We start from the raw sequence: 22,751 nt of genomic DNA, 5'->3' as shown, positions 1-22,751 counted from the left end.
TAATAGGAAACGCAACAGACCGTCCAGATCTATCTAACGTGACAGATATGAGCTACATGTTTGCTGTAGCTTCAAATTTTAATCAAGATATTGGTGATTGGAATGTCGCTAAGGTGACCAATATGGAAGCTATGTTTTATGGAGCTATAAGTTTTAATCAAGCTATTGGTAATTGGAATGTGGCTAAGGTGACCAATATGGTAGGCATGTTTTATCAAGCTACAGATTTTAATCAAGATATTGATAATTGGAATGTGGCTAAGGTGACTGATATGTATGGCATGTTTAATCAAGCTACAAGTTTTAATCAAGATATTGGTAATTGGAATGTGGCTAACGTGACTGATATGAGTTACATGTTTTATAGAGCTAGAAGTTTTAATCAAGATATTGGTGATTGGAATGTGGCTAAGGTGACCAATATGGAAGACATGTTTAATCAAGCTACAAGTTTTAATCAAGATATTGGTAATTGGAATGTGGCTAAGGTGACCAATATGGAAAGCATGTTTTATCAAGCTACAAGTTTTAACCAAGATCTTAGTAATTGGGAATCTGACTAATATGGGTTTAATGTTTTGTTTTATGGCCCCATAAATTTTGATCAAGATGAGTACTTATGGTATGACTAGTGTGACTAATATGGAAGGCATGTTTACTTAAAATAAGGACTGGATAGAAGTACCTCTACAAAATAATGTATTAAGAATTAAATTGAAGGTTCTCTCCAACTTTCAGGGTTGGAGAATTTTTTACATTAATTTTTTTAGAAAATGTTCCATAAAAAAACCTCCAAGAAAACTTGAAGGTTTTTTTGAGGCGTCGAGCGGATTCGAACCGCTGTAGAAGGTTTTGCAGACCTCTGCCTAGCCACTCGGCCACGACGCCAATTTGAAAAAAAGCTATCAAAAAATCTATTGATAAACCTTTAAAATTGGTATTCCCAAAGAGTCATCGGGAATCGGGTACAAATGTAAAAAAAAATATAACTTTTCCTTACTTAAAATGACTTTTTACGCTTATCGGTCATTTTTATCGTTACTCTTTCAACATCCCCTCCAATAGGTGGGTTTAATTTACTTACCCATACCGTAGCTTTTTTTACAAGCTGGTCTTCATTAAAGATTCTGTTAAGTATACGCCGCGCTACCGTTTCAAGCAAATAGGAAGGAATTTCCATTTCTTCTTTAATAATCCTGTTTAAAAAAACATAATCGACGGTGTCCGACAACCTATCTGTCTTAGCCGAGTTTTGCAAATCAGCCTTAACTTCTAAATCTACACGATAATCACTGCCTATTTTGGTTTCTTCTTTAAGACAACCATGGTAGGCAAATACCCGAATATTTTCAACTTTTATAATCCCCATTAATTTGTAAAGAAATCAAAAACGTTACTTAATGCACTGGTTTTGGTTTTGTAAAACTCTGTATAAGTACATCGTTGGCACGTTACAGAGGTAAATTTCTGATTTTGTACATCAAAAATCTTAGAAAGCGTTCCTCCAGTTGCCCTCATTTGACCTATTTTATACCTTTTGTTATGACACTTCGGACATTCGTAATTCAAATTTTCCATTCGTTATGTATTTATGAAGTTTAATACCATATACCGTATAAGTCTTGGTAATTAAAAGTTTGTTACGTTTCTTAAATATATTATGGGTAAATGTATTCTCAAATGTTCCTAGTATTGGGCTAAAATAACTCGAATTTCCGTAATTTTGAAGCTTATTTAGTTGAAATAAATCAGAAAATAATGTCTGAAGAAAGAAAATCACTCAATTTCATTGAGCAAATTATAGAAGAAGACTTAACTAATGGAATGTCTAAAGAGAATTTACGTTTTAGATTTCCCCCAGAACCAAACGGTTACTTGCACATTGGCCATACAAAAGCCATAGGTATTAGTTTTGGTTTAGGCGAAAAATATAATGCCCCTGTTAACCTTCGTTTTGACGATACAAACCCAGCAAAAGAAGAGCAGGAATATGTTGATGCTATTAAAGAGGATGTTGCTTGGTTAGGTTATAAATGGGATAAGGAATTATTTTCCTCAGATTACTTTCAACAACTGTACGACTGGGCCCTAGTTTTTATAAAAGAAGGAAAAGCATATGTGGATTCACAATCTAGTGAAGCCATGGCAGAACAAAAAGGGACGCCTACACAACCAGGGATTGATGGGCCATATAGAGATAGAAGCGTTGCTGAAAATTTAGATTTATTTGAACGTATGAAAAACGGAGAATTCGAAGAGGGTTCACATATACTTCGTGCTAAAATAGATATGCAGCATCCAAATATGCTCATGAGAGACCCCATTATGTATCGTATTTTAAAAAGGCACCATCATAGAACAGCAAACAATTGGTGTATTTACCCTATGTACGATTGGACACATGGAGAAAGTGATTACATCGAGCAAATATCACATTCGTTATGTTCTTTAGAATTTAAGCCTCACAGGGAGCTTTACGATTGGTTTTTAGATCAAGTTGTAGACCCAAAACAAATAAGACCCAAGCAACGCGAGTTTGCACGTTTAAACTTAAGTTATACCATTATGAGTAAGCGCAAGTTGCTTCAATTGGTTAATGATGGTATTGTAAGTGGTTGGGACGACCCGCGTATGCCAACCATTTCGGGATTACGCCGTCGTGGTTATACTCCAAATGCGCTTAGAAAATTTGTGGAGACTGCTGGGGTTGCTAAACGGGATAATGTCATTGATGTATCGCTTCTGGAATTCTGTATTCGTGAAGACTTAAATAAAACAGCACCACGAGTTATGGCCGTTTTAAATCCTGTAAAACTGGTTATTACCAATTATCCAGAAGATAAAGAAGAATGGTTGGATGCAGAAAACAATCAGGAAGATGCAAGTGCAGGATCTAGAAAAGTACCATTTTCTCGTGAGTTATATATTGAAAAAGAAGACTTTAAAGAAGAAGCTGGCAACAAATTTTTTAGATTGAAACTGGGGGGTGAAGTACGTCTTAAAAATGCCTATATAATTAAAGCTGAAAGTGTTAAGAAAGACGCTGATGGCCGTATCACTGAGATTCACTGTACTTATTCTGAAGACACCTCTAAAAAAGTAAAAGGAACATTGCATTGGGTGTCCATTAAACATGCAATAAAAGCTGAGGTTAGAGAATACGATCGTTTGTTTATGGATGAGGCACCAGACAGTCATCAGGACAAAGGCTTTATGGACTTTATAAACCCGAATTCTTTAAAAGTGATTCAGGCTTTTGTTGAACCTAGTTTAAAAGATGCTAAAATTGGAGACCGATTTCAATTTCAACGTTTGGGTTATTTTAATGTGGATAATGATTCGACTACAGAAAACATCATATTTAATAAAACGGTTGGTTTGCGCGATTCTTGGGCCAAAAAGAAACCTGTTCAAAATAATTCAAATAAAAAGCAACAAAATAACACACCACAACCAAAACGAAAAGCAATTGATGTTATTCAACAGCTAGGAAAAAAGTATACAAACTTACCAGAAATAAAGCAACAAAAAATAAAAGCTGAAATTCAGGAACTCGCTAAAAATGTGACTTACGAAGAGTTGCAGCCCTTATTTAATACAGCTGTTAAAAAAGTAGGAACCCGAATTGCAGTAGTGCTTACTTTGGGTGTACTTTTGGAACACGGACTGGACAAAAATGACGATATAAACAACTTTGTAGCTAGAGCTTTAGAAGATAAAAATAAACTGTTAGTGGCTGAGGCTGAGGTTATATGATGTTTAAAAAGCATTAAAAATATGATATTGATGTTATAATTTTTATATATTTATATTCTAACATTAACTAAAATATTATGGATTTAGTAAACTTCCCAGCAATTATTGTTGCTGCAGTTTCGGCGTTAGTTGTCGGATTTATTTGGTACAACCCAAAAGTATTTGGAAATGCTTGGATGCAAGCAGCGGGTATGACTGATGAACAGGTAAAAGGCGGAAATATGGCTAAGATTTTTATTCTGGCTTTTATTTTTGCATTCCTATTAGCCTTTGCTTTATTACCAATGACTATTCATCAAGCAGGTGCTAATAGTATGGTTGGAGGAGATCCATCAACCGCTTTGCCTTCTTATACTGCATTTATGAATGATTACGGAGAAGCTTTTAGAACTTTTAAACATGGGGCACTTCATGGAGTTATAGCTGGGGTGTTTATTGCGCTGCCAATTTTAGGGACAAATGCCTTATTTGAAAGGAAAGGAGCCAAATATATTTTTATTAATAGCGGTTATTGGATTGTAACGATGGGGGTTATGGGAGCTATTATTTGTGGCTGGAAATAAAATAATCATTTTGTAAAGTTTTAACATATTTGGAGACTGAAAATTGTAATTTTCAGTCTCTTTTATTTTCTATTGAAAACATTTCATATTTATTATTCTGCTAACAGCCTTCCTGAAGGCTGGAATACCCTTGTAAAACATGATATTTTTTTACAAGTCGATTATCTAAAAGCTTTAGAGGAAGCTTCTCCAGATAATATTCAACTTTTTTATGTAGGTGTTTTTAAAGACAATCTTTTAGTTGGTATTGCTATAATACAGCGTGTGCAGTTGTATTTAAAAGATATGTTCAGGAAAACACAAGCCTCTTACCTGAGAAAACTTTTAAAAGGCATAGTTTCGAAAATATTAAAAGGAAACATTTTGGTTGTTGGTAACTTAACGCACACTGGTCAACATGGAGTGTATTTCAGCAAGGAAAGCATATCTCAATCTGTATACCTAGAATCTATATTTAGTGCTTTAGAAGACATTACAAAAGAAATAAAAGAAAAGCAAAACAAGAAAATTCGTGCCATGATGTTTAAGGATTATTTTTTGGATGATACCATTCACAGTGAATCATCTTTATTTAATTCCCGTAAACTATACAAAGTAGCCGTACAACCAAATATGATTATGAAAATATGGCCTGAATGGCAGGTTATTGATGATTATATTGCCAGTATGAATAAGAAATACCGAACCCGTTACAGACGGGCAAAAAAGAAGCTGGGAGTTATGGAGTGCCGAGAACTAGATATGGAAACCGTTAAAAGTAATGCGAATAAACTGTATGATCTTTATTCGAATGTTTCCAACAATGCCAAGTTTAACACATTCTTGCTCCCAGAAAATCATTTTTATAGTTTAAAGTTCTATTTAAAAGAAAACTTTAGGGTTTTTGGGTATTATTTAGATGATAAACTTGTTGGGTTTTTTACTTTAATATTAAATAACAAAAACTTAGAAACTTATTTTTTAGGTTACGATATTGAGTATCAATATTCAAAACAACTGTATTTAAACATGTTATACGAAATGGTGAAATATGGTATTGATAATAGGTTTTCTTCTATTATTTATGCAAGAACTGCTATGGAAATTAAAAGTTCTGTTGGAGCCAAACCAAAGGCTATGGCAGTATATATAAAACATACAAATAGATTCGTTAACAGTATCTTACGAGAAATATTTGCTTTAATGAATCCCAAACGAAATTGGAAGGAGCGCCATCCTTTTAGATAATAAATTGTGAAGTTTGATTAAGTTTTTAATCGTACTTTCGACTTATTAATAAATTATAGACTTTTATGAAAAAATGGCTTTTTCTTGTATCGCTTTTTCCGCTTTGTGCTTTTTCTCAAAACATGACCAATGAAAAACTTCAGGATATCTATACATCGGTTAGCGATTCCATTCAGGGAAACCCTGGTGCGTGGCAATTTTTTATAAAAGAAATTCCGATGGTATCTATTACAGATACTAATCATAATAGAATGCGAATTATATCTCCAATTGCAGATTCTAAAAGTTTGAGCGACGAACTCATAAAAGCAGCTTTGGTTGCAAATTTTCATACCGCTCTGGATGTTAAATATGCCGTTTCAGATGGTATTTTGTGGTCTGTATTTATCCACCCGTTAAAAGAATTATCGGAGCATCAGGTTAAGGATGCCGTTAGTCAGGTTTATCATGCACATGTTAATTTTGGAACGTCATTTGCAAGCACTGCTTTAGCATTTCCAGGTACGATCGGTGGCGATAAAAAAGAAGGTGTAGATAAAAAGGAAGAACAGCCTAAGTATAAAAAGTTGTAGGTTTAAAAATACTTTTTACTAGATTAAATCTTTAACTATTACAGCTATATATACAGTGCAAGTATTTTGCTATTCATTTTTGGTCTCTAAGACTTTTTTTAGGTTGTCCAAAATAAAATCCCAAATTTGATTCATACCATCTGCAATCTTTTTTGATTTGTAGTTAGTTTGATTTACTACTAAATTCACATGGGTTTTTTTATTCTCAATTTTGTATGAAATTGAAACAAAGTTTTCTTTTGACTTTATTGTTCCATGATTAGCACTCCAATACGAGTATTTATATTCCTTCTCAATATCTAATAAGTCGATTGTTCCTTCATCGCAGAATGGAATGCCATTAAATTCCCCTCGATACTCTATTTTACTACCAACCTTCCAATCTGATGAGACTTGAGCCCCCATTAAATACTGTTCAATAATTTCAGGAGTTACAAGAGCCTTCCATAATTTTTCTTTTGTGGTATCAATAGTAATCGACTTTGTAATTGAATACATATGTTTATTTTTTGATAATTATCCCTCCTATCATTTCTTTTTCTGTTGGTTTTTCGAACCATTTTTCCATAAAATCAAAATGTTCTTTGCTAACCTCGAATTCAAAAGTGTTTCCTTTTTCTGTGTTTCTTTTCATGACTCTATGTAATCGAATGTCTTTTGGAATATTTAAAAAATGTGTTTTTAATTCATAATCATTCAAATTTGCAAACTTTCTGAATTTTTCACGATGCTCATATTTTGATAGGCCTAAGTCGAGTATAGAATCGATATTTGAGTTTTCCAATTGTTGAACTAATTCCATTATCATTTTTTCCGCCCTATCAATTCTTTCGAGAAACCATTCCAATCCGTCATTCTCTTTTTTGTCATCAAGAAATAATGTTTTATTCCATTTGTCAATTGAAAAAACAATGCCGTTTGTTTTTCTTTTCAATTCCATTGAGTAAGTGGTTTTACCAGCTCTTGTATTTCCTACTATTAAGTGTATCATTTCGTTTTTTAATGATTGCCTACAGTCAGGCTATGAGTATTTGCGCGTGTAAAGACTTGACCTTTTAAGGCACACCCGAACCCGCCTATATTTTCAGAAATAGGTGAGAAAAGCAATTACAACCGTTGTTGTGGCATGTGTTTTACTTACGTGATTTCAGTTAAATTCTTAAAACTATTAATGATATAATTGGGTTTTTGTTGTTCTAATTTTTCTCTAGTGTTATTTCCGTATGTGACACCACAGGTATCCACATTCGCTCTTTGTCCCATTTCAATGTCAAAAATTGTATCGCCGACAACTAAACATTCATTTGGTTGATAGTTGTGTTTATCTATTATGAGGTTGACAATGTCTGGTGAAGGTTTTTTGTTTTTTGCATCCTCTTCACCACCTACAAACGAAAATAGGTCATAGATATTTTGTTTTTTAAGAATCTTAATTAATGCAGTTTTTCCTTTACTTGATGCAACTGTTAAATTCATTCCTTTTTGATGAAAATCAAACAAAGTATCTTTTACATTTTCAAAAAGAGAAATGGTATCTATAGCGATTTCATTGTAATATTTGCGATAAATCAATATGGCTTCTTGAATCAGTGTATCATCAAGTAAAAAAGCTTTCTCGAAAGTCGTTTTTAGTGGCAATCCTATCAAACTTTCTATGAGATTTTCATCAAAGTCTTTGATATTTAGACGATTTGCCACAAATCCCATCGTTTGTATAATACTTTCTTTGGTATCGGCCAATGTGCCATCAAAATCTAAAATAAGAGTTCTATATTTCATTTTTTTAAATGTGCTATAACAATGGAATATATGCCCAAATATACAACACACCTAATAAACCTAAAGGGAGCTAATAGAATAATTAAATTGTATTAGGAAGGAGAAAATTAATATTATGCTTTGGCTTTTATGTAGCGTTTGTATACATAGCGCCAAGGAACAGTTATCGGAACCAGTACCACTCCTATTAAGCATGCAAAAAACGTTTCTTCAGCGTATATGTCCAAGTCCGTATTCATCCAGGTTGGCAATGCAAAACCGAATATCCAAATCAATTTCCAAATCAACTCAAAAATTAAAACAGGAAGCATTTTTAAAGGATACCGAACCCCTATTACTGTAAGCAATGCTAATGCTCCTAATAATGATTGAATGACCGAATCTTCATTGGCTAGCCTTTGGTAAGGGGCAATTATTTCAGGCCAAATAGTCAAGGCCAGCCCCAATGATATAAACAAATACATGCCCCGTAAGAGATATAATCTTAATTTTGTGATTCCTAACATAAATTATTTCTTTCAATAGATGACGATCAAGCTCGTAAATTGTTACAGGTCGTTTGGAGATTCTACTTAATATCTTGTTGAAACAATAAAAGTTATCTAGGTTTATCGCATCTAACCTTTGATGATGTAATTTCTTTTTCTTGCCTCCATTTTCTGGCTTAAACCAAACTTCAAATCCCTGACATACATCTTAACCATAGGAAATTAATTCCAGCCATTATAATTATTGAAAATATAGAACGCTGTATTGAGGCCAACAAAATAATTTTTTGTGTTGATAGCTAGAGCCAGGACATCTCCTTGATGGGCATGGCTCTGTTTTTTGGGTATCTCGTTTAATTAGTTCTGTTTGCGTGACAAATTTTCATTTTTATAGGTGGTATAAATTTTTTAGATACAAAAACCGTCCCACCCGTCTGCTTGGTATGTATGAAAGCCAGTGATTTCTTCTTTTATCAAACGGTCTCTAAGTTCTTCTGTTATGAATAATTGACCTTTCATGTTAGTGGGGCAAAAAATCTTTGAATTTACGGTCACGTCGTCTCGAACAACTAATTTTAATATGCGTTTTACACGATCCGGCCATAGTGGGTTCATTGCTACATGTGATTTTTCCATATCAATAAATTCAACCGCTTCTAAATTGTTAAAGATATAGTAGTCATCAGATACAAAGGCATCATTATGGTCCCAAATTCTTACTTGAAGAAATTCACCGGTAATTCCCTCTCTTTTGAAGACTTCTTTTACTTTTTTGTTTATAACTAAAACAGTATCAAGACAATCTATGATATCATACAATTTGGTGTTTTTTGTGAAATTAGAGTCGAAAATCATAACAGCATTTTCCAGCGGTGGAAAAACACTTTTTAAGGAGCTCGTTTTTTTATACTTATTGGCTGTAGGCCCATCTCCTGGTACAGCAGATAGCATGGCTCCATCACCATGATCTGTGGAAAAAAAAGCATAATATTTTGTAGTTGTTTTTTCCATAACAATTATTTTTGGAAATTTAGGTGTGGTTTTTGGGCATATATTTTTGTAAAATTAGACAACATTCTTACAATTTCAGAAGTTTTTTTCTTAAATAAAAACTATTTTTAATAGCTTTTTTGAGTTGGTTGATATAGGCTTTTAGGGTTCACTTGAGCCGCGATTATTTTATCCATTAAAATGTTTCTCTACATTCAATAATTCTTTTCAGATCGCTTTCAAACCCCATTTTTCTCCATAATCCGATATCTTCTTTTATCTTAATAGGGTTTTCACCTGCATCGATATATTTTTTAATAGATAAAACTACTGGATCGTTCGTCCCATTAATCTTTATTATAGAGTTTTGACCAGGGATAGTATAAGAACCTTCATATTGATAACAAAAAACAAGCACACTGTTTCCTTTTTTTAATTTGGTATTATGAAAACAATCTGATGAAAAATACTTTTGGCCGCTGTATTTTTCCTTTTCAAGGCGCTCTTTTTTTAATATTTCGACAATTTCAATAATACCATTTTGAGGCGTATATAACAAAGAAGCGTCTTTATTGGGAGAATCGATTTGCGTGACAACACCTAAAAAAGCAAGTGCGTATTTATCACCGCAAGACCCAATAAAAGGGCCCGAATTTCCCCACCAGTATGTATAACCAACATTTAAAGTGTCTGTATTAGATTTAGATTGACCTTCTTCACTTATAGGTTTTATATGAGCCTGCCCATAGAGCAAAACAGTAGAGATTGTGAACATTAAAGTTGTAAGTATCGGGCATTTACTATTCATGGGTTTCGAATTATTAAACTAATACTTTAACAGCAGTTCCCGTAATTTTAACTTTTCCGCCAAAAGGCAAAGCTTCTGCTTGATATATGGTTCTTGCGGGTCTTTTACCCTCAGGAAATAACCCCATGTACAATTTGTTTATTTCAGGAAGTTCTTTTAGGTCGTTAAAAGCAATGTCGATAAATACAACGTCATCTTTTTCGAATCCAGCGTTTTTTAGTGCAGAGAAAAAATTTGAAAATGCTAACTTGCCTTCTTCCAAAATGGTACCAGATACATACTTTCCTTCTGCATTCACAGATAGCTGGCCGCTTACAAAGCACATATTGTTTACAACTACAGCATGACTAATGGGGTTAGACCAATTAGGAAGCCCTTCGCCGTTGGTGATATATCTTTTGTTATCCATAATCTAATATTTTTAGGTTCTATCGTTTCGGTTTTTATTTCTTTGAGTTTGATTCTGTTCTTGTATATAGGTAAACGGAGGCTGGTATTTGGTATTGTTTTTAGAAGACTTTATGTGTGTTGAATCCGATAGTTTTTTCTATACTCAATGGGCCTACATCCTTTTAATTGTAAAAAAATTTTCGAAAAATATGAAAGGTTTTCGAAACCGCATTGATATACAATTTCAGATATATTATCATCGGTTTCTTCTAATAATTTCATAGCCAGATGTATTCTATATTCATTTAAATAGCTTATAAACGATTTTTGTGTCAACACTTTAAACATTCTACAAAACGAATTTGTAGTTAGGCCCACATGCGTGGCAATGTCTTTTGTACTGACTTTATGTTGATAGTTTTCATTTATAAATTTAAATATTTTTTTTACTTGTTTATTTTGAGCATAATGATTGCTTACATCCTCCTTAATTAATTTTTTTAGAGGTGTTGATTTTGATAATTCATAAAGTAAACTAAATATGGAGATTAACTGCTCAATACCGTTAAGGTCGGTTATTTTTTCAAATCGTGGGGTTAATTTCTTTTTTAATTCGGGATCAAAAATTAAAAACTGTTTCGATTTTTGAATCAACGGAAGTAAATCTCGAAGCTCTGGGAACAATTTTAAGCGTTGCTCAACAAATTCACCTCCAAAATGGATTACAATTTCATAATTATCTTTAAACATATTGTTGGAAAAACTAAAGTGAGGAATGCACGGCCCTAAGAAAACCAATGCACCATCTTTATAATTAACCTCATTTCCTTCAATAATTATTTTTCCGTGTCCATTTTTTATAAAAACAATTTCATAACTATCATGATAGTGTAAACCATGATGTACGCACGGTGCATTTTGGTCAAATTTTTCTACTTGAAAGGAATTTTCAAAAGAATAAGGAATATGTTTGTATAAAACCTTCAATGATACAAATTTACCTAAATGATTTAGTTTTTTATACCAAAAAGAATAAAACGTATTAATATTAGGATAAATACTTGTATTTAATATTTGAAGCCTGTGGTTTCTTTGTAGTGAAAATATAAGATAAATGAAATCTTTACAACTTATTCTTTCTAACTTGAAATACTTTGCGCCATCGTGGGTTTTTTCCTCAGTAAATATTTTAATAGGAACTTGGGTGCTTTATTTGCCACACATCAAAATAAAATTTGCTTTAAACGATTCACAGATAGGCTTGGCTTTATTTTTTACTGCTTTTGGGCTGCTAATTTCTATCCCTTTTGTTCCTTATGTAAATAAAAAAATTGGGACAGGGCATTCTACTAAAATGGGTATTATCATTTTTGCCTTGTTATTTAATTTGCCACTTATTGCTCCTAATTATTTGTTATTGTGTATGAGCTTAATAGCAACGGGTGTTTTTTCTGGATTTACAGATGTATCTATGAATGCACTGGTTTCCAATATTGAAAAGAAGGATAACCAAAATTTCATGTCTGCAGCTCATGGGTTTTTTAGTTTGGGAGGTTTTATAGGAGCTGGAATAGGAAGTTTTTTGATTACTGTGTTTTCTCACCCAGGGTACCATATGTTGCTAATATCTTCATTTATCGTTTTAACAACACTGTTCCTGTCCAATAACTATGAAAATATTGAAGAACCTTCACAGGAGAAGCACAAACAAAATATAAATATATTTAAGAGCATAAAGCCCATGTTAGGTCTATCGCTAGTCGCCTTTATTATAATGTTTAATGAGGGAGCCGTAGAGCATTGGAGCAATTTGTTTTTATTTGATATCGTGAATACGTCTCAAAGCCAGGCAGGATTGGGGTTTATTATTTTTTCTTTAACCATGACTATAGGACGGTTTTTTGGAGATGGGATTAGTAAAAAAATAGGCGCTGTTAAAACGATAAGTTATGGATGTACTATTGCACTAGTTGCTTATCTGCTAATCTTGCTATCTAATTTATATACTAGTGTTTTGGGTTTCGGGATTTTAGGGCTTGGTCTTTCTGTAATCATTCCCGAAATTTTTAGGTTAGCGGGGCAAACACAGAGCGTTTACACGCCTGTTGCTATGTCTGTTGTTTCAGGAATAGGCTTTATAGGCTTTCTTTTTGGTCCCGTTTTATTGGGACTCATTTCTAATTGGAGCAATTTAGTTATGAGTTATATATTTTTATTGGCATTAATAATCCTTGCTATTTGTTTGGTTATATTTCGATTAAATAGAAAATATTAGGCTTGTTTAAAAAGAAAATAAAGCTTTTTAGTCCATACGCTTTATTCTACCTCCTAGTACCCTACTTTCGTCTACACGTTCTGGTTTACCATAAATAAAGATATCACCTCCTGCTCTTATTTTGGCATTTACTAAAGTTTTGGCATGAACATGTGCCTCTCCTGCAATGCGTATAGATACATCAGTAAATTCTGTTTTTAGGTCTTCACCTTGATAAACACCGCCTGTATAAATGGATATATCTTGATGTTTGGCTTTTCCAGAAGCTTCAATATTAGAGCCTGTTACCGATCTGATATTGGCATAATTCACATCCAAGTCTAATTTTATTTTTCCGCCTTCTTGGGCGTTTAAATCGATTTCAAATTGCTTAATTGTATCGTCTGAAACTACTTTGGCACCTTCATTAACATCAATAACATCGACTGTTGTATAGTGCAATTTTATTTTTGTTTCATTGCCATCGAAAGCTTCTCCAAGTTTCATCTTTATTTTTAATGTACCGTTTTTGTTGTTTACAAGAACGTCTTCGGTGTTTTTTCCTGAAATAATAATTCTATTTTCTTTAGATTTGATAAGCTCTACATCCAACAAATCATAAACCTTTAAATGTGTGAATTCCCCAATAGATTTATCAATGGGTTTTTGCGCTACAACTATTGTAGAAGCCAAGACTGCTAATGCTAATACGAAACGTTTCATGTTTGAAATTTTATACTTTTTGATTTAAACGTAAAGTTATCAATAATTATTCCTTTTTTTGAAAATAAAAGAATTTTTGATGTGAACGATACACAGGCAGGGCTATTGGAAGTATGTTTTGACAGAGCTCATTGTGATATGTGGGAAAAATATTTTTAGCTAAAACCTCGATGTGGTAAATTGTTGGAAAATATTTTTCGATTAAATAACTTTTACTGCCGTTCCTGTAATAGATGCTATAATTAAGCCTGAAGTTGGATTTGTTTCTATATCAATACTTATACCAATAACGGCATTGGCTTTTAAGTTAATAGCATGTTCCTTTAGCTTTTGAAAAGCCTCTTCTTTAGCCTCGCCAACCTTATTTTCATAAGATTCGTAGTATTTAGCCATGTTAAAAGAAAAAGTCGCTTTGGGGATACTCACATTTATACCAGTCACAATACCTAAATAATCTTGTATGGTATGCCCTTCTATAGAATTTGTTGTTGTTAAAACCATGTTTTGCTTTTATTATTGGTTGAACGGTTTTAATTTTTGTTACAAAAACAGAGAACTTCTTTTTGCTTTAATCAGAAACCCCGTATCACAAGGACAGCCTTATGCGTCAGTTTCTTTTTTACCAATTAAATTAAAGTCCAGATGCTTTTTAATTAAATCTGTGTTTTTAACTTTTACAATAACCTCATCCCCGAGTTGATACATGTTTTTAGTGTTTCTGCCTACCATGGCATATTGGTCTTGGTCAAATGCATAGTGATCGTCTTTCATATCGCGAACACTTACCATACCCTCACATTTATTGGAAATAATTTCAACATAAATCCCCCAATCGGTCACACCGGAAATAACACCAAGAAATTCATCGTCTTTATGGTCTTGCATAAATTTAATCTGCATGTATTTTATGGAATCTCGCTCTGCCTTAGTTGCAAGGTTTTCCATAGCACTTGAGTGGTTGCACTTATCTTCGTAAGCTTCTTCGTTTACAGATTTTCCGCCATCTAAATAATGTTGTAACAAACGGTGGGCCATCACATCTGGATAACGACGAATGGGCGATGTGAAATGACTATAATAATCGAATGCTAAACCGTAATGTCCAATATTATGTGTGGTATATTCGGCTTTGCTCATACTTCTAATGGCTAATGTGTCAACAAGGTTTTGCTCCTTTTTACCGTTTACTTCTTTGAGTAAATTATTAAGTGATGCCGAAGTCGTTTTTCTGTCCTTAAAATTAAGCTTGTAACCAAATTTAGATACAATACCCTGTAAACTAGCTAACTTGCTATCATCTGGCTCGTCATGTACACGATATACAAAGGTTTTTTTAGGATCTTTTTTACCAATGAATTCAGATACTTTTCGGTTAGCCAATAGCATAAACTCTTCAATAAGTTTATTGGCATCTTTACTGGTTTTAAAGAAGACACCCACAGGATTGTTTTCTTGATCTAAATTAAATTTCACCTCTACTTTATCAAAAGATATAGCACCAGAGCTCATCCGTTTTTTACGCATAATTTTAGCAAGCTCGTCCATTTTTAAAATAGCATCTGCTAATTTCTGATCTGTTTTATATACCTTTCCCGTAAGCGATACATCTTTAGGGATTTCGTTAGTTCTGGATTCGATGATGGCCTGCGCTTCCTCGTAAGCATAGCGAGCATCACTATAAGTTACTGTGCGACCAAACCATTCGTTTTTGATCTCACATTTGTCATTCATTTGAAATACGGCAGAAAAGGTGTACTTTTCCTCATGTGGTCTTAAAGAACATGCTTTATTTGACAATACTTCGGGCAGCATTGGGACCACACGGTCTACTAAATAAATTGATGTGGCGCGTTCGTAAGCTTCATCATCTAAAACAGTTCCTTCTTGTAAATAATGTGATACATCGGCAATATGAATTCCGATTTCATATAATCCATTATCCAAGACTTCAAAGGATAAGGCATCATCAAAATCTTTGGCATCTTTAGGGTCTATCGTAAAGGTTAAATCTTCACGCATATCCCTGCGTTTAGCAATTTCTTCTTCTGTAATGGATGTATCTAACTTGTTAGCAAAAGCTTCTACTTCTTGTGGGAATTCGTGAGGCAAGCCATACTCTGCCAAAATGGAATGAATCTCTGTATTGTGGTCTCCTGGCTTACCAAGTACTTGAATTACTTTTCCATAGGGAGAATCGGCATTTTCTGGCCAATCTTCAAGTTTCACTAATACTTTGTCGCCATCTTCTGCTTTAAAAGTTTTATTAATAGGTATAAAAATATCCTTATACATTTTTGTGCTATCTGCTATTACAAACGCATAGTTGCTATGTATTTGAATCACTCCAACGTATTCACTTTTATCACGCTTTATAATGTTGGTAATTTCGCCTTCTAATTTCCCTCTTTTTTTACGTTTATAAACATAGAATTCTACTTCGTCTCCATCCAGTGCTTTATTAATATTGTTGGAGGCTATAAAAATATCATCATCAAAGGCATCACAAATAATGTAGCCAGAACCTTTGGCAGATAAATCTAGAGTTCCTGTATGATACTCTGTATTGATAACCGCTTTAAATTTTCCACGGTCTACTTGCACAATCTCTTGCTTAGCTGCAAGTTTTGCTAAGGTTTTTATTATTTGATTTCTGCTACTGGCATCATTAACACCAAGTTTTGCAGCAATTTGCTTGTAATTGAATGATTGATTTCTATCTTTTTTTAAAATACTTAGAATAGTATTTGTTAAGTTGGAAATTCCTTTTTTCGATTTCCTTTTTTTCTTTCTTGTCATTTATAATTTATTCATAGTCGTTTCCTAAAGATACTTAGGAGTTAGTTATTTTAAACTTAATTGGAGGAGAAGAGTTCCCCGCTTTTGCGAGAATGACATTTTTTAAATGAAACCCTTTATAAAACATAAAGGTGTCTTTTTTTTTAATTAAGTTTTGTGCAAAGTTACATTTAAAATATTTAATCGTATTTTTTTAATGTTATGCTATAAAAAAGAAAAGGTTTCTAAATACATAGAAACCTTTTTAAAATGTCGTTTTTTATTAAATTACTCGATTACTAATTTCTTAGCAGCCTTACCTTTATCCGTTACAATTTGTACATAATAAAGTCCTGTAGATAAGTCAGAAGTATCTATAATTTCTTTTTGCGTTGTTTTTATAAACTGCCCCAAATTATTGTAGATAGAAACCTTTTTTAAAGTCAGACCTTTATTTAATGCAATAGTTGTTTGGCTACTAGCTGGGTTTGGAGCCATGCCAAATTGAGATAGGACAAAAGTATTTGATGATAATACATCGCTTAAACTATAAACTTTAACAGTTCTAAATGAGCCAATGGCAATATTGCGGCCATCTTTGGAAAGAGAAACACAGAGTCCTGAATAATCGCTAAGATTTTCGCCAGAGATTTCATTACCTATTTTTTGCCAATTCCCTGAAATATTTTTGTAGATTTTAACATGACCGGTATCATCTCCAGCATTGTCATTATAGGGAGCTCCAATAGCCACTATAGAACCATCTGCTGAAAGAGAAACGCTAGTGCCAGATTCATCTTGAGCAGTGTCTCCCTCTATAACATCCCCTATCTGTGTCCAGGTTCCAGAAATGTTTTCAAAAACTCTAACATAGCCTTTTTGAAAAAGAAAAGCTGCACCTATGGCTACTACAGAACCGTTTGATGACAATGATACGCTAGTACCTGCATGATTGTAACTTGCTAACCCATCAATATCGGAGCCTACCTGACTCCAATCCATTGAAGGTATATCATATTTATAAACCCGTACGTGGCCCATACTAAGGTTGGGGTTTGTGATATCGCCGCGATTATTGATGGCACCAATAGCCAAAACAGATCCGTCATTAGAAAGCGATACACTATAACCTGATTGATCACTAGATGTTTCACCATAAATGTCATTGCCTAACTGTGTCCAGTTGGCAGATTTATATTCGTAAACTTGAACGCGTCCCTTTTTATATTCATCAGAACTATTATCGGGAGAACCTATCGCAATTTTTGAACCATCTGAAGAAAGCGATACACTCCAGCCTAATTTATCACCCTGATTATTACCTTCAATGTTATCGCCTAACTTTTCCCATACAGTGGACGATTCATTATATCTATAAACTTGAACATAACCAGAATTGTCGCCGTTTACGCCATTATAATTAGGAGCTCCAATAGCAAGTGTGGAACCGTCTGAAGAAAGCGATACACTATACCCTAACTCGTCTTTAGTGTTTTCTCCTTTAGTATCGAATGTTTTCACCCAGCCTGTGGATGTGTTCTTATAAACTTCTACAAGACCAGAGTCATTGCCATTACTATTGTTATTTGGAGCTCCAATGGCAAATATAGACCCATCTGAAGAAAGTGAGATATTATGACCAGATGCTACAAAAACACCTTCTATGTCGATGTTACTGCCTGTTTGTGTTTGACTTATGCTAAAAAGGGGGATAAGAAAAATTAAAAGTAGATTTTGTTTCACGTTATTATTTTTTGGTTTCCATTATTATGGAAACGATCATAAACTATAAAACCCTCTATATTTTTTTGATTTATTTTATATTGTTGAAAATCAATGGTTGTTTGGTCGAAATGAATATTGTTTTAGCTTTTTTTAGTACAGTCAAGCACTATTTAATGAATAATAATTTTTGTTTTAATATCTGGCTTATCTTTTGAAGAAACTGTTATAATATAGGTGCCAGGAACTAATACATGGGGCTTGTCGGTATAAATTTTTCCATAAGAATTAATTTTAAAACCTTATTTTAGGATTTGTAAAAGGGATACCGTCTTTGGTTATATTTTTAATAAATTGAGTTGATTTTGCTGTAGATTTTAATCTGAAAATAACTTCCATTTTTGTTGGTTTTTAATGGTGAATGTTTTTGTCTTGGTAGAATTTTAAAAAGGATTAAGCTTAAGTATCATCATACGCCTGAGGTTACAGCTAATTCTGGGTTTTTAATTTTTATTTCAATTAATTATTAAAACAGACAAAAGGATTTTTACCCTACTTTTTTATTTAAGGTTTAACCAATACATATTCTCATGGTATCTATTATAGATAGGATGTGTAAAGCTAAGAGGCAGATAGTTTGAATGGTATTCCTAAATATCATTATCGCTCAATTTTTAAGAATTACATTTAGTAAGACTAGAATAGTTAAAAAAATGAATTTCCTTTTTTATGATTAAATAATCTTTAGATTTGAACTAAAAATTGTAAAAATTCATGAGTAAGCAACCCAAATCTGTTTGCGAAGAAAAAGCATATGAATCGATTTTTAATGCCCATTCTGAAACTTTACGAAACTTTATATATTATAAATGTGGCAATATAGAACAAGCCGAAGATATTGTTCAGGAAACATTTGCAAAACTTTGGCGTAATTGTGCAAAAGTCATTTTTGAAAAAGCAAAGTCATATTTATATACGGTAGCGAGAAATATTTTTTTAAATGAAGCTGCGCATAAAAAAGTAGTCATACAACATCAAGTACATTTGGTATCCGATCGTACAAATGAAACCCCTGAGTTTTTACTTGAAGAAAAGGAGTTTATGCTGAAGCTAAAAAAAGCAATCGCCGACTTACCCGAAAAACAAAGAGAGGTTTTTTTGCTGAGTAGGATAGACAAGAAAAAATATTATGAGATATCGGATATTGTGGGAATATCTGTGAAAGCCGTAGAGAAACGAATGAGCCAGGCTCTAATAATGTTGAGAGAACGCATAGGAGATATTTAAGTAGGGTAAAAAAAGAGATAATTGTTTTAATATTAGAAAAAACTTAAAGATGGAAGAAAATTTCTTAAACGATACCTTTTTAGCACGTTGGGTTTCAGGTGATCTGTCTGCCAGTGAGCTAGAGGCGTTTAAAAAATCCCGTGATTATCATAAGTTTAAAAAGATTAATGAAGGAGCTCAAAAACTAAAAATACCAGAATATAATAAACAAGCTGGTTTTAGTAAGTTGCAGCAGTACTTAGAGCAGGAAAAACATAGTAAGAAGAGAGGAAAACGTATTTCTGCTTTGGTATATGGTGCAGCAGCAGTTCTGATAATAGCTTTTGGTTTGTTCTACTTCTTAAATTTACAGTCTCATTATCAAACAGGGTTTGGTGAGCAATTAGCTCTAGTACTCCCAGATAATTCTAAGGTGCACCTTAATGCGAATTCTCAAATAGATTTTAATCCAAAAGGATGGAACGCCAAAAAAGAGGTGGAACTTAAGGGAGAAGCTTTTTTTGATGTAGAAAAAGGAGACGCTTTTAAAGTGCTTACAAAGATGGGAGAGGTTGAGGTTTTAGGTACAGAATTTAATGTTATTACAGGGCAAAATTTCTTCGAAGTCCAATGTTACCAAGGCCGTGTAAAAGTTAATAGCCTTAAAACGGAAGAGGAGGCTATACTTATTGCAGGAGAGGCGTTTAGAAGGGTGAATGGTGTTATAGAGAAGTGGACTTTTACCAATAAAAAATCGTCGTGGTTATATGGGGAAAGTACTTTTAGAAACACACCGTTATCTCAAGTCATAATAGCTTTAGAAAATCAGTTTAATGTTACTTTCATTACAACTAAAATAAATACCAAAGAAAAGTTTACAGGTGTGTTTACTCATAAAAATTTAAAGTTGGCCTTAAAAACAGTTTTCGAGACTATGAATATTACATATACCATTAAAGACGAAAACAAAATAATTCTCGTTAATAAAGACTCTAAAAATAAGATATAAGTGGAGTTAAAGGTCGATTCTTAATTTAAGTAATATGGTTATTTAGCAGTAAATGAAATTCATATTAACTGTATTTATTATTATGAGTTCGTTACAAATGATGTCACAAAAAAAGGGCTCATTTGTTTACAACCGTACACCTTTAAATGATGTGATTATTGAACTTGAAAAAGAGTTTGATATTAAATTGTCTTTTAATTCGGAATTAATTGAAAATCAGTTTGTAACTTTTCAGAGTGAAGATGCCCTATTGGAAAGTGTATTAAATGCCATAGAGGGGCAAACAAATATCGAGTTTTTTAAAGTATCGGAACGGTATTATATTCTAAAACATCAAGCCACAATAGACTTAACAACGACCCAAAAACTTAATGAAGTGGTTGTTAATGAGTATCTTACTTCGGGAGTTTATAAAGAAACAGATGGTTCTTTTGTAATATCACCAATTAACCTAGGAATTTTGCCAGGGTTAACAGAGCCAGATGTGCTACAGAGCTTACAGTTGTTTCCTGGAATTCAAAGTCCTTCGGAAACAGCATCAGGGTTATATGTGAGAGGAGGAACCCCCGATCAAAACTTGATTCTTTGGGATGGTATTAAAATGTACCATTCGGGTCATTTTTTCGATATGATTTCTGCCTTTAATCCATACATAACAGAAGAGGTTAATTTTTATACAGGAGGTACAAAAGCAAAATATGGAAGTAGAATATCTAGCGTTATAGACATTACATCATTTAATAAAATCCCCGAAAAAATAGAGGGAGGTGCAGGTTTTAATATGTTGCATGCAGATTTCTATATTAAAGTCCCTGTAAATAGAAAAATAGCCATAATAGGATCTGTAAGACGATCATTTACAGATGCTTTTAAATCGATTACATTTAACAATATATCTAAAAGAATTTTTCAAAACACAAAAATTTCTGATGGCAAGAAAATTTTTCAAGGGAGAGGAATTGATTTTCTAACCGAGCGTTTTTATTTTATTGACCACACTATAAAAACCATTATAAAACCAGATGATAATAATAAAATTACTTTTAGTAACATATATAACAGAAACGAATTAGATAATGAGTTTTCAGGACAATTCGATCAATCTATAAGTGATAACATAGATATAAATAATAGGGGTTCTAGTGTTCTGTGGAACCATAATTACAACCGTACTTTTTCTCATGCTTTTCAAGCGTATTACTCTAATTTTGATTTAGATTATAGCGGATTGTCTTACAATGAAAATGAAGAAGTGACTTTATATGAAACGATAAAAAGAAATATGGTTCATGATTTTGGAATGTCATTCGATACAAATTGGAAGATTAATAAAAAAAGTAAACTAGGACTTGGCTATCAATTGTCATCAAATAAAATCCATTATCAATTAGAATATGGAAATCAAGTAAAAAATAATGTATTTGAAGTAGAGACTTTTATAGATAAACATTCTAACAATAGTCATGCATTTTATTCAGACTATGCATATAAAAACAGTAATAAGTTAACTATAAATGTTGGGTTGAGGGCTAATTATATATCTACTTTCAAGAAATTCTTTTTTGAGCCCAGATTACATTTAAATACTCAAATAACGCCTTGCTTAAAATTTAAATCTTCAGTAGAACAATTGCATCAGGAGGTTAGTCAAATAGTAGAATTTGAAACAAAGGATTTTGGTTTGGAAAACCAAATATGGGTTTTAGCAGATGGTGTAAACATTCCGATATTAAAAAGTTTTCAGTTAACAGGTGGTTTTTTATTTAATAAGGATGGGTGGCATATAGGTATCGATGGCTACATTAAAAAAGTAAACGGGATAACCTCATTAACCAGAGGGTTCGATAATAATGAAGAAAATAAGAATTTTTTTCAAGGAAAAAGTGATGTGTTAGGATTAGATATCTTAATAAAAAAGAAAATTGATAACTACAGAACGTGGTTGAGTTATTCCCTTATCAATAATCGATTTACTTTTAAAGAGGTTAATGAAGGCTATCCTTTTCCTGGGAATTTTGATATAAAACACCATTTTACCTGGGCTCATTCATATTCGTGGAATAATTTTAATGTTTCTTTGGGCTGGAATATAAGAACGGGGCGACCATATACTAGAGCATTGAATGTGGTTAAGGCAGAAAATGATTTTGGCACGAAGTACACCAAAATAAACAGTAACCGATTGCCTTTTTACAACCGATTGGATGTATCAGCTTTTTATAAATTCAATCTCTCCTCGGTAAAAAATAAATGGAATGCTAAAATAGGATTGTCCATATTAAATGTTACTAATACCAATAATCTTTTAAAAAGAACGTATAGAGAATTTGATTTTGTTGATCAAGGTTCAACAAATACGGTATTTCAGGAAATTGATAAATTCTCATTAGGAATTACTCCAAACCTTTCATTTAGAGTGAAGTTTTAAT

23 protein-coding genes and 1 tRNA gene are annotated in these 22,751 nt (G+C 32.8%); 9 read left to right on the top strand and 15 right to left on the bottom strand.

The annotated features are described in order from the left end of the window. A partial coding sequence (locus tag HHX25_RS17820) for a BspA family leucine-rich repeat surface protein (RefSeq protein WP_169676286.1) occupies nucleotides 1-563 on the top strand: 563 nt, incomplete at its 5' end. Nucleotides 564-817: 254 nt separating this feature from the next. Here HHX25_RS17820 and HHX25_RS17815 read toward each other — a convergent pair. The 3 genes from HHX25_RS17815 to HHX25_RS17805 form a co-directional block, all read right to left on the bottom strand. Continuing rightward, nucleotides 818-888, bottom strand: a tRNA-Cys gene (locus tag HHX25_RS17815). 112 nt (nucleotides 889-1,000) lie between these two features. Then, nucleotides 1,001-1,369: a dihydroneopterin aldolase gene (folB, locus tag HHX25_RS17810; RefSeq protein WP_169676284.1), complete on the bottom strand. Its 369-nt coding sequence runs from the start codon at nucleotides 1,367-1,369 to the stop codon at nucleotides 1,001-1,003. Continuing rightward, nucleotides 1,369-1,578 (bottom strand): zinc ribbon domain-containing protein, encoded by a 210-nt coding sequence (locus tag HHX25_RS17805; protein WP_169676282.1) that lies wholly within the window; start codon nucleotides 1,576-1,578, stop codon nucleotides 1,369-1,371. The genes folB and HHX25_RS17805 overlap by 1 nt, the downstream gene beginning before the upstream one ends. A 180-nt stretch (nucleotides 1,579-1,758) precedes the next feature. On the opposite strand from HHX25_RS17805, the gene HHX25_RS17800 reads away from it, so the two are divergent. The 4 genes from HHX25_RS17800 to HHX25_RS17785 all read left to right on the top strand — a co-directional run bounded on the left by HHX25_RS17800 (nucleotide 1,759) and on the right by HHX25_RS17785 (nucleotide 6,118). Next, nucleotides 1,759-3,756 carry a glutamine--tRNA ligase/YqeY domain fusion protein gene (locus HHX25_RS17800; protein ID WP_169676280.1) on the top strand — a complete coding sequence of 666 codons (1,998 nt, stop codon included), beginning with the start codon at nucleotides 1,759-1,761 and terminating at the stop codon, nucleotides 3,754-3,756. A 77-nt stretch (nucleotides 3,757-3,833) separates the two neighbouring features. Beyond that, the gene (locus tag HHX25_RS17795) at nucleotides 3,834-4,319 is read left to right on the top strand and encodes a DUF1761 domain-containing protein (RefSeq protein WP_169676277.1); all 486 of its coding nucleotides are present in this window, start codon (nucleotides 3,834-3,836) and stop codon (nucleotides 4,317-4,319) included. A gap of 72 nt (nucleotides 4,320-4,391) precedes the next feature. Next, nucleotides 4,392-5,546, top strand: coding sequence for a GNAT family N-acetyltransferase (locus tag HHX25_RS17790; protein ID WP_169676275.1), 1,155 nt, complete (start codon nucleotides 4,392-4,394; stop codon nucleotides 5,544-5,546). Nucleotides 5,547-5,611: 65 nt separating this feature from the next. Continuing rightward, on the top strand, nucleotides 5,612-6,118 hold the full coding sequence (locus HHX25_RS17785; protein WP_240964567.1) for a hypothetical protein: 507 nt from the start codon (nucleotides 5,612-5,614) through the stop codon (nucleotides 6,116-6,118). 69 nt (nucleotides 6,119-6,187) lie between these two features. Here HHX25_RS17785 and HHX25_RS17780 read toward each other — a convergent pair whose 3' ends face one another. The 8 genes from HHX25_RS17780 to HHX25_RS17745 all read right to left on the bottom strand — a co-directional run bounded on the left by HHX25_RS17780 (nucleotide 6,188) and on the right by HHX25_RS17745 (nucleotide 11,560). Next, nucleotides 6,188-6,616 (bottom strand): SRPBCC domain-containing protein, encoded by a 429-nt coding sequence (locus HHX25_RS17780; RefSeq protein WP_169676273.1) that lies wholly within the window; start codon nucleotides 6,614-6,616, stop codon nucleotides 6,188-6,190. 4 nt (nucleotides 6,617-6,620) lie between these two features. After that, nucleotides 6,621-7,109, bottom strand: coding sequence for an AAA family ATPase (locus HHX25_RS17775; RefSeq protein ID WP_169676271.1), 489 nt, complete (start codon nucleotides 7,107-7,109; stop codon nucleotides 6,621-6,623). 146 nt (nucleotides 7,110-7,255) lie between these two features. Next, nucleotides 7,256-7,897, bottom strand: a complete 642-nt coding sequence (locus HHX25_RS17770) for an HAD family hydrolase (RefSeq protein ID WP_169676269.1) — start codon at nucleotides 7,895-7,897, stop codon at nucleotides 7,256-7,258. 113 nt (nucleotides 7,898-8,010) lie between these two features. Next, the gene (locus HHX25_RS17765) at nucleotides 8,011-8,403 is read right to left on the bottom strand and encodes a hypothetical protein (RefSeq protein WP_169676267.1); all 393 of its coding nucleotides are present in this window, start codon (nucleotides 8,401-8,403) and stop codon (nucleotides 8,011-8,013) included. 390 nt (nucleotides 8,404-8,793) lie between these two features. After that, entirely contained in the window at nucleotides 8,794-9,396 is a 603-nt protein-coding gene (locus HHX25_RS17760; RefSeq protein ID WP_169676265.1) for an imm11 family protein, read from the bottom strand. A gap of 175 nt (nucleotides 9,397-9,571) precedes the next feature. Beyond that, entirely contained in the window at nucleotides 9,572-10,183 is a 612-nt protein-coding gene (locus tag HHX25_RS17755; protein WP_169676263.1) for a hypothetical protein, read from the bottom strand. A 13-nt stretch (nucleotides 10,184-10,196) separates the two neighbouring features. After that, complete coding sequence (locus HHX25_RS17750) at nucleotides 10,197-10,592, bottom strand: RidA family protein (protein ID WP_169676261.1); 396 nt, start codon at nucleotides 10,590-10,592, stop codon at nucleotides 10,197-10,199. 110 nt (nucleotides 10,593-10,702) lie between these two features. Beyond that, on the bottom strand, nucleotides 10,703-11,560 hold the full coding sequence (locus HHX25_RS17745) for an AraC family transcriptional regulator (RefSeq protein ID WP_169676259.1): 858 nt from the start codon (nucleotides 11,558-11,560) through the stop codon (nucleotides 10,703-10,705). A 127-nt stretch (nucleotides 11,561-11,687) separates the two neighbouring features. On the opposite strand from HHX25_RS17745, the gene HHX25_RS17740 reads away from it, so the two are divergent. Then, nucleotides 11,688-12,848 carry an MFS transporter gene (locus HHX25_RS17740; RefSeq protein ID WP_169676257.1) on the top strand — a complete coding sequence of 387 codons (1,161 nt, stop codon included), beginning with the start codon at nucleotides 11,688-11,690 and terminating at the stop codon, nucleotides 12,846-12,848. Between the two features lie 27 nt (nucleotides 12,849-12,875). On the opposite strand, the gene HHX25_RS17735 is transcribed toward HHX25_RS17740, so the two are convergent. The 4 genes from HHX25_RS17735 to HHX25_RS21480 form a co-directional block, all read right to left on the bottom strand. Then, on the bottom strand, nucleotides 12,876-13,550 hold the full coding sequence (locus tag HHX25_RS17735; RefSeq protein WP_169676255.1) for a head GIN domain-containing protein: 675 nt from the start codon (nucleotides 13,548-13,550) through the stop codon (nucleotides 12,876-12,878). Between the two features lie 201 nt (nucleotides 13,551-13,751). Continuing rightward, nucleotides 13,752-14,051, bottom strand: coding sequence for a YbjQ family protein (locus HHX25_RS17730; RefSeq protein WP_169676253.1), 300 nt, complete (start codon nucleotides 14,049-14,051; stop codon nucleotides 13,752-13,754). A 99-nt stretch (nucleotides 14,052-14,150) separates the two neighbouring features. Further along, on the bottom strand, nucleotides 14,151-16,346 hold the full coding sequence (rnr, locus tag HHX25_RS17725) for a ribonuclease R (RefSeq protein WP_169676251.1): 2,196 nt from the start codon (nucleotides 16,344-16,346) through the stop codon (nucleotides 14,151-14,153). A 267-nt stretch (nucleotides 16,347-16,613) separates the two neighbouring features. After that, nucleotides 16,614-18,068 (bottom strand): T9SS type A sorting domain-containing protein, encoded by a 1,455-nt coding sequence (locus HHX25_RS21480; protein ID WP_169676249.1) that lies wholly within the window; start codon nucleotides 18,066-18,068, stop codon nucleotides 16,614-16,616. A gap of 753 nt (nucleotides 18,069-18,821) precedes the next feature. On the opposite strand from HHX25_RS21480, the gene HHX25_RS17715 reads away from it, so the two are divergent. From HHX25_RS17715 to HHX25_RS17705, 3 genes are read left to right on the top strand one after another with little or no spacing between them, the layout of a single operon-like run. Beyond that, nucleotides 18,822-19,334 carry an RNA polymerase sigma factor gene (locus tag HHX25_RS17715; protein ID WP_169676247.1) on the top strand — a complete coding sequence of 171 codons (513 nt, stop codon included), beginning with the start codon at nucleotides 18,822-18,824 and terminating at the stop codon, nucleotides 19,332-19,334. Nucleotides 19,335-19,383: 49 nt separating this feature from the next. Next, nucleotides 19,384-20,322: a FecR family protein gene (locus tag HHX25_RS17710; RefSeq protein WP_169676245.1), complete on the top strand. Its 939-nt coding sequence runs from the start codon at nucleotides 19,384-19,386 to the stop codon at nucleotides 20,320-20,322. 52 nt (nucleotides 20,323-20,374) lie between these two features. Beyond that, a complete protein-coding gene (locus tag HHX25_RS17705; protein WP_169676243.1) occupies nucleotides 20,375-22,750 on the top strand; it encodes a TonB-dependent receptor domain-containing protein in 2,376 nt (791 codons plus the stop codon). The last annotated feature ends 1 nt before the right edge of the window (nucleotide 22,751 follow it).

It is taken from the genome of Flavivirga algicola (genome assembly GCF_012910715.1).
Classification (GTDB): domain Bacteria; phylum Bacteroidota; class Bacteroidia; order Flavobacteriales; family Flavobacteriaceae; genus Flavivirga; species Flavivirga algicola.
The sequence above is the reverse complement of the archived record's forward strand: the minus strand, read 5'-3'. Positions and strand labels throughout refer to the sequence as shown.

Bases quoted from the DNA above. Each gene is read 5' to 3' on its own strand.
- folB (WP_169676284.1), bottom strand. From the start codon at position 1,369: ATGGGGATTATAAAAGTTGAAAATATTCGGGTATTTGCCTACCATGGT.
- HHX25_RS17805 (WP_169676282.1), bottom strand. From the start codon at position 1,578: ATGGAAAATTTGAATTACGAATGTCCGAAGTGTCATAACAAAAGGTAT.
- HHX25_RS17800 (WP_169676280.1), top strand. From the start codon at position 1,759: ATGTCTGAAGAAAGAAAATCACTCAATTTCATTGAGCAAATTATAGAA.
- HHX25_RS17795 (WP_169676277.1), top strand. From the start codon at position 3,834: ATGGATTTAGTAAACTTCCCAGCAATTATTGTTGCTGCAGTTTCGGCG.
- HHX25_RS17785 (WP_240964567.1), top strand. From the start codon at position 5,612: ATGAAAAAATGGCTTTTTCTTGTATCGCTTTTTCCGCTTTGTGCTTTT.
- HHX25_RS17780 (WP_169676273.1), bottom strand. From the start codon at position 6,616: ATGTATTCAATTACAAAGTCGATTACTATTGATACCACAAAAGAAAAA.
- HHX25_RS17775 (WP_169676271.1), bottom strand. From the start codon at position 7,109: ATGATACACTTAATAGTAGGAAATACAAGAGCTGGTAAAACCACTTAC.
- HHX25_RS17770 (WP_169676269.1), bottom strand. From the start codon at position 7,897: ATGAAATATAGAACTCTTATTTTAGATTTTGATGGCACATTGGCCGAT.
- HHX25_RS17765 (WP_169676267.1), bottom strand. From the start codon at position 8,403: ATGTTAGGAATCACAAAATTAAGATTATATCTCTTACGGGGCATGTAT.
- HHX25_RS17760 (WP_169676265.1), bottom strand. From the start codon at position 9,396: ATGGAAAAAACAACTACAAAATATTATGCTTTTTTTTCCACAGATCAT.
- HHX25_RS17755 (WP_169676263.1), bottom strand. From the start codon at position 10,183: ATGAATAGTAAATGCCCGATACTTACAACTTTAATGTTCACAATCTCT.
- HHX25_RS17750 (WP_169676261.1), bottom strand. From the start codon at position 10,592: ATGGATAACAAAAGATATATCACCAACGGCGAAGGGCTTCCTAATTGG.
- HHX25_RS17740 (WP_169676257.1), top strand. From the start codon at position 11,688: ATGAAATCTTTACAACTTATTCTTTCTAACTTGAAATACTTTGCGCCA.
- HHX25_RS17735 (WP_169676255.1), bottom strand. From the start codon at position 13,550: ATGAAACGTTTCGTATTAGCATTAGCAGTCTTGGCTTCTACAATAGTT.
- HHX25_RS17730 (WP_169676253.1), bottom strand. From the start codon at position 14,051: ATGGTTTTAACAACAACAAATTCTATAGAAGGGCATACCATACAAGAT.
- rnr (WP_169676251.1), bottom strand. From the start codon at position 16,346: ATGACAAGAAAGAAAAAAAGGAAATCGAAAAAAGGAATTTCCAACTTA.
- HHX25_RS17715 (WP_169676247.1), top strand. From the start codon at position 18,822: ATGAGTAAGCAACCCAAATCTGTTTGCGAAGAAAAAGCATATGAATCG.
- HHX25_RS17710 (WP_169676245.1), top strand. From the start codon at position 19,384: ATGGAAGAAAATTTCTTAAACGATACCTTTTTAGCACGTTGGGTTTCA.
- HHX25_RS17705 (WP_169676243.1), top strand. From the start codon at position 20,375: ATGAAATTCATATTAACTGTATTTATTATTATGAGTTCGTTACAAATG.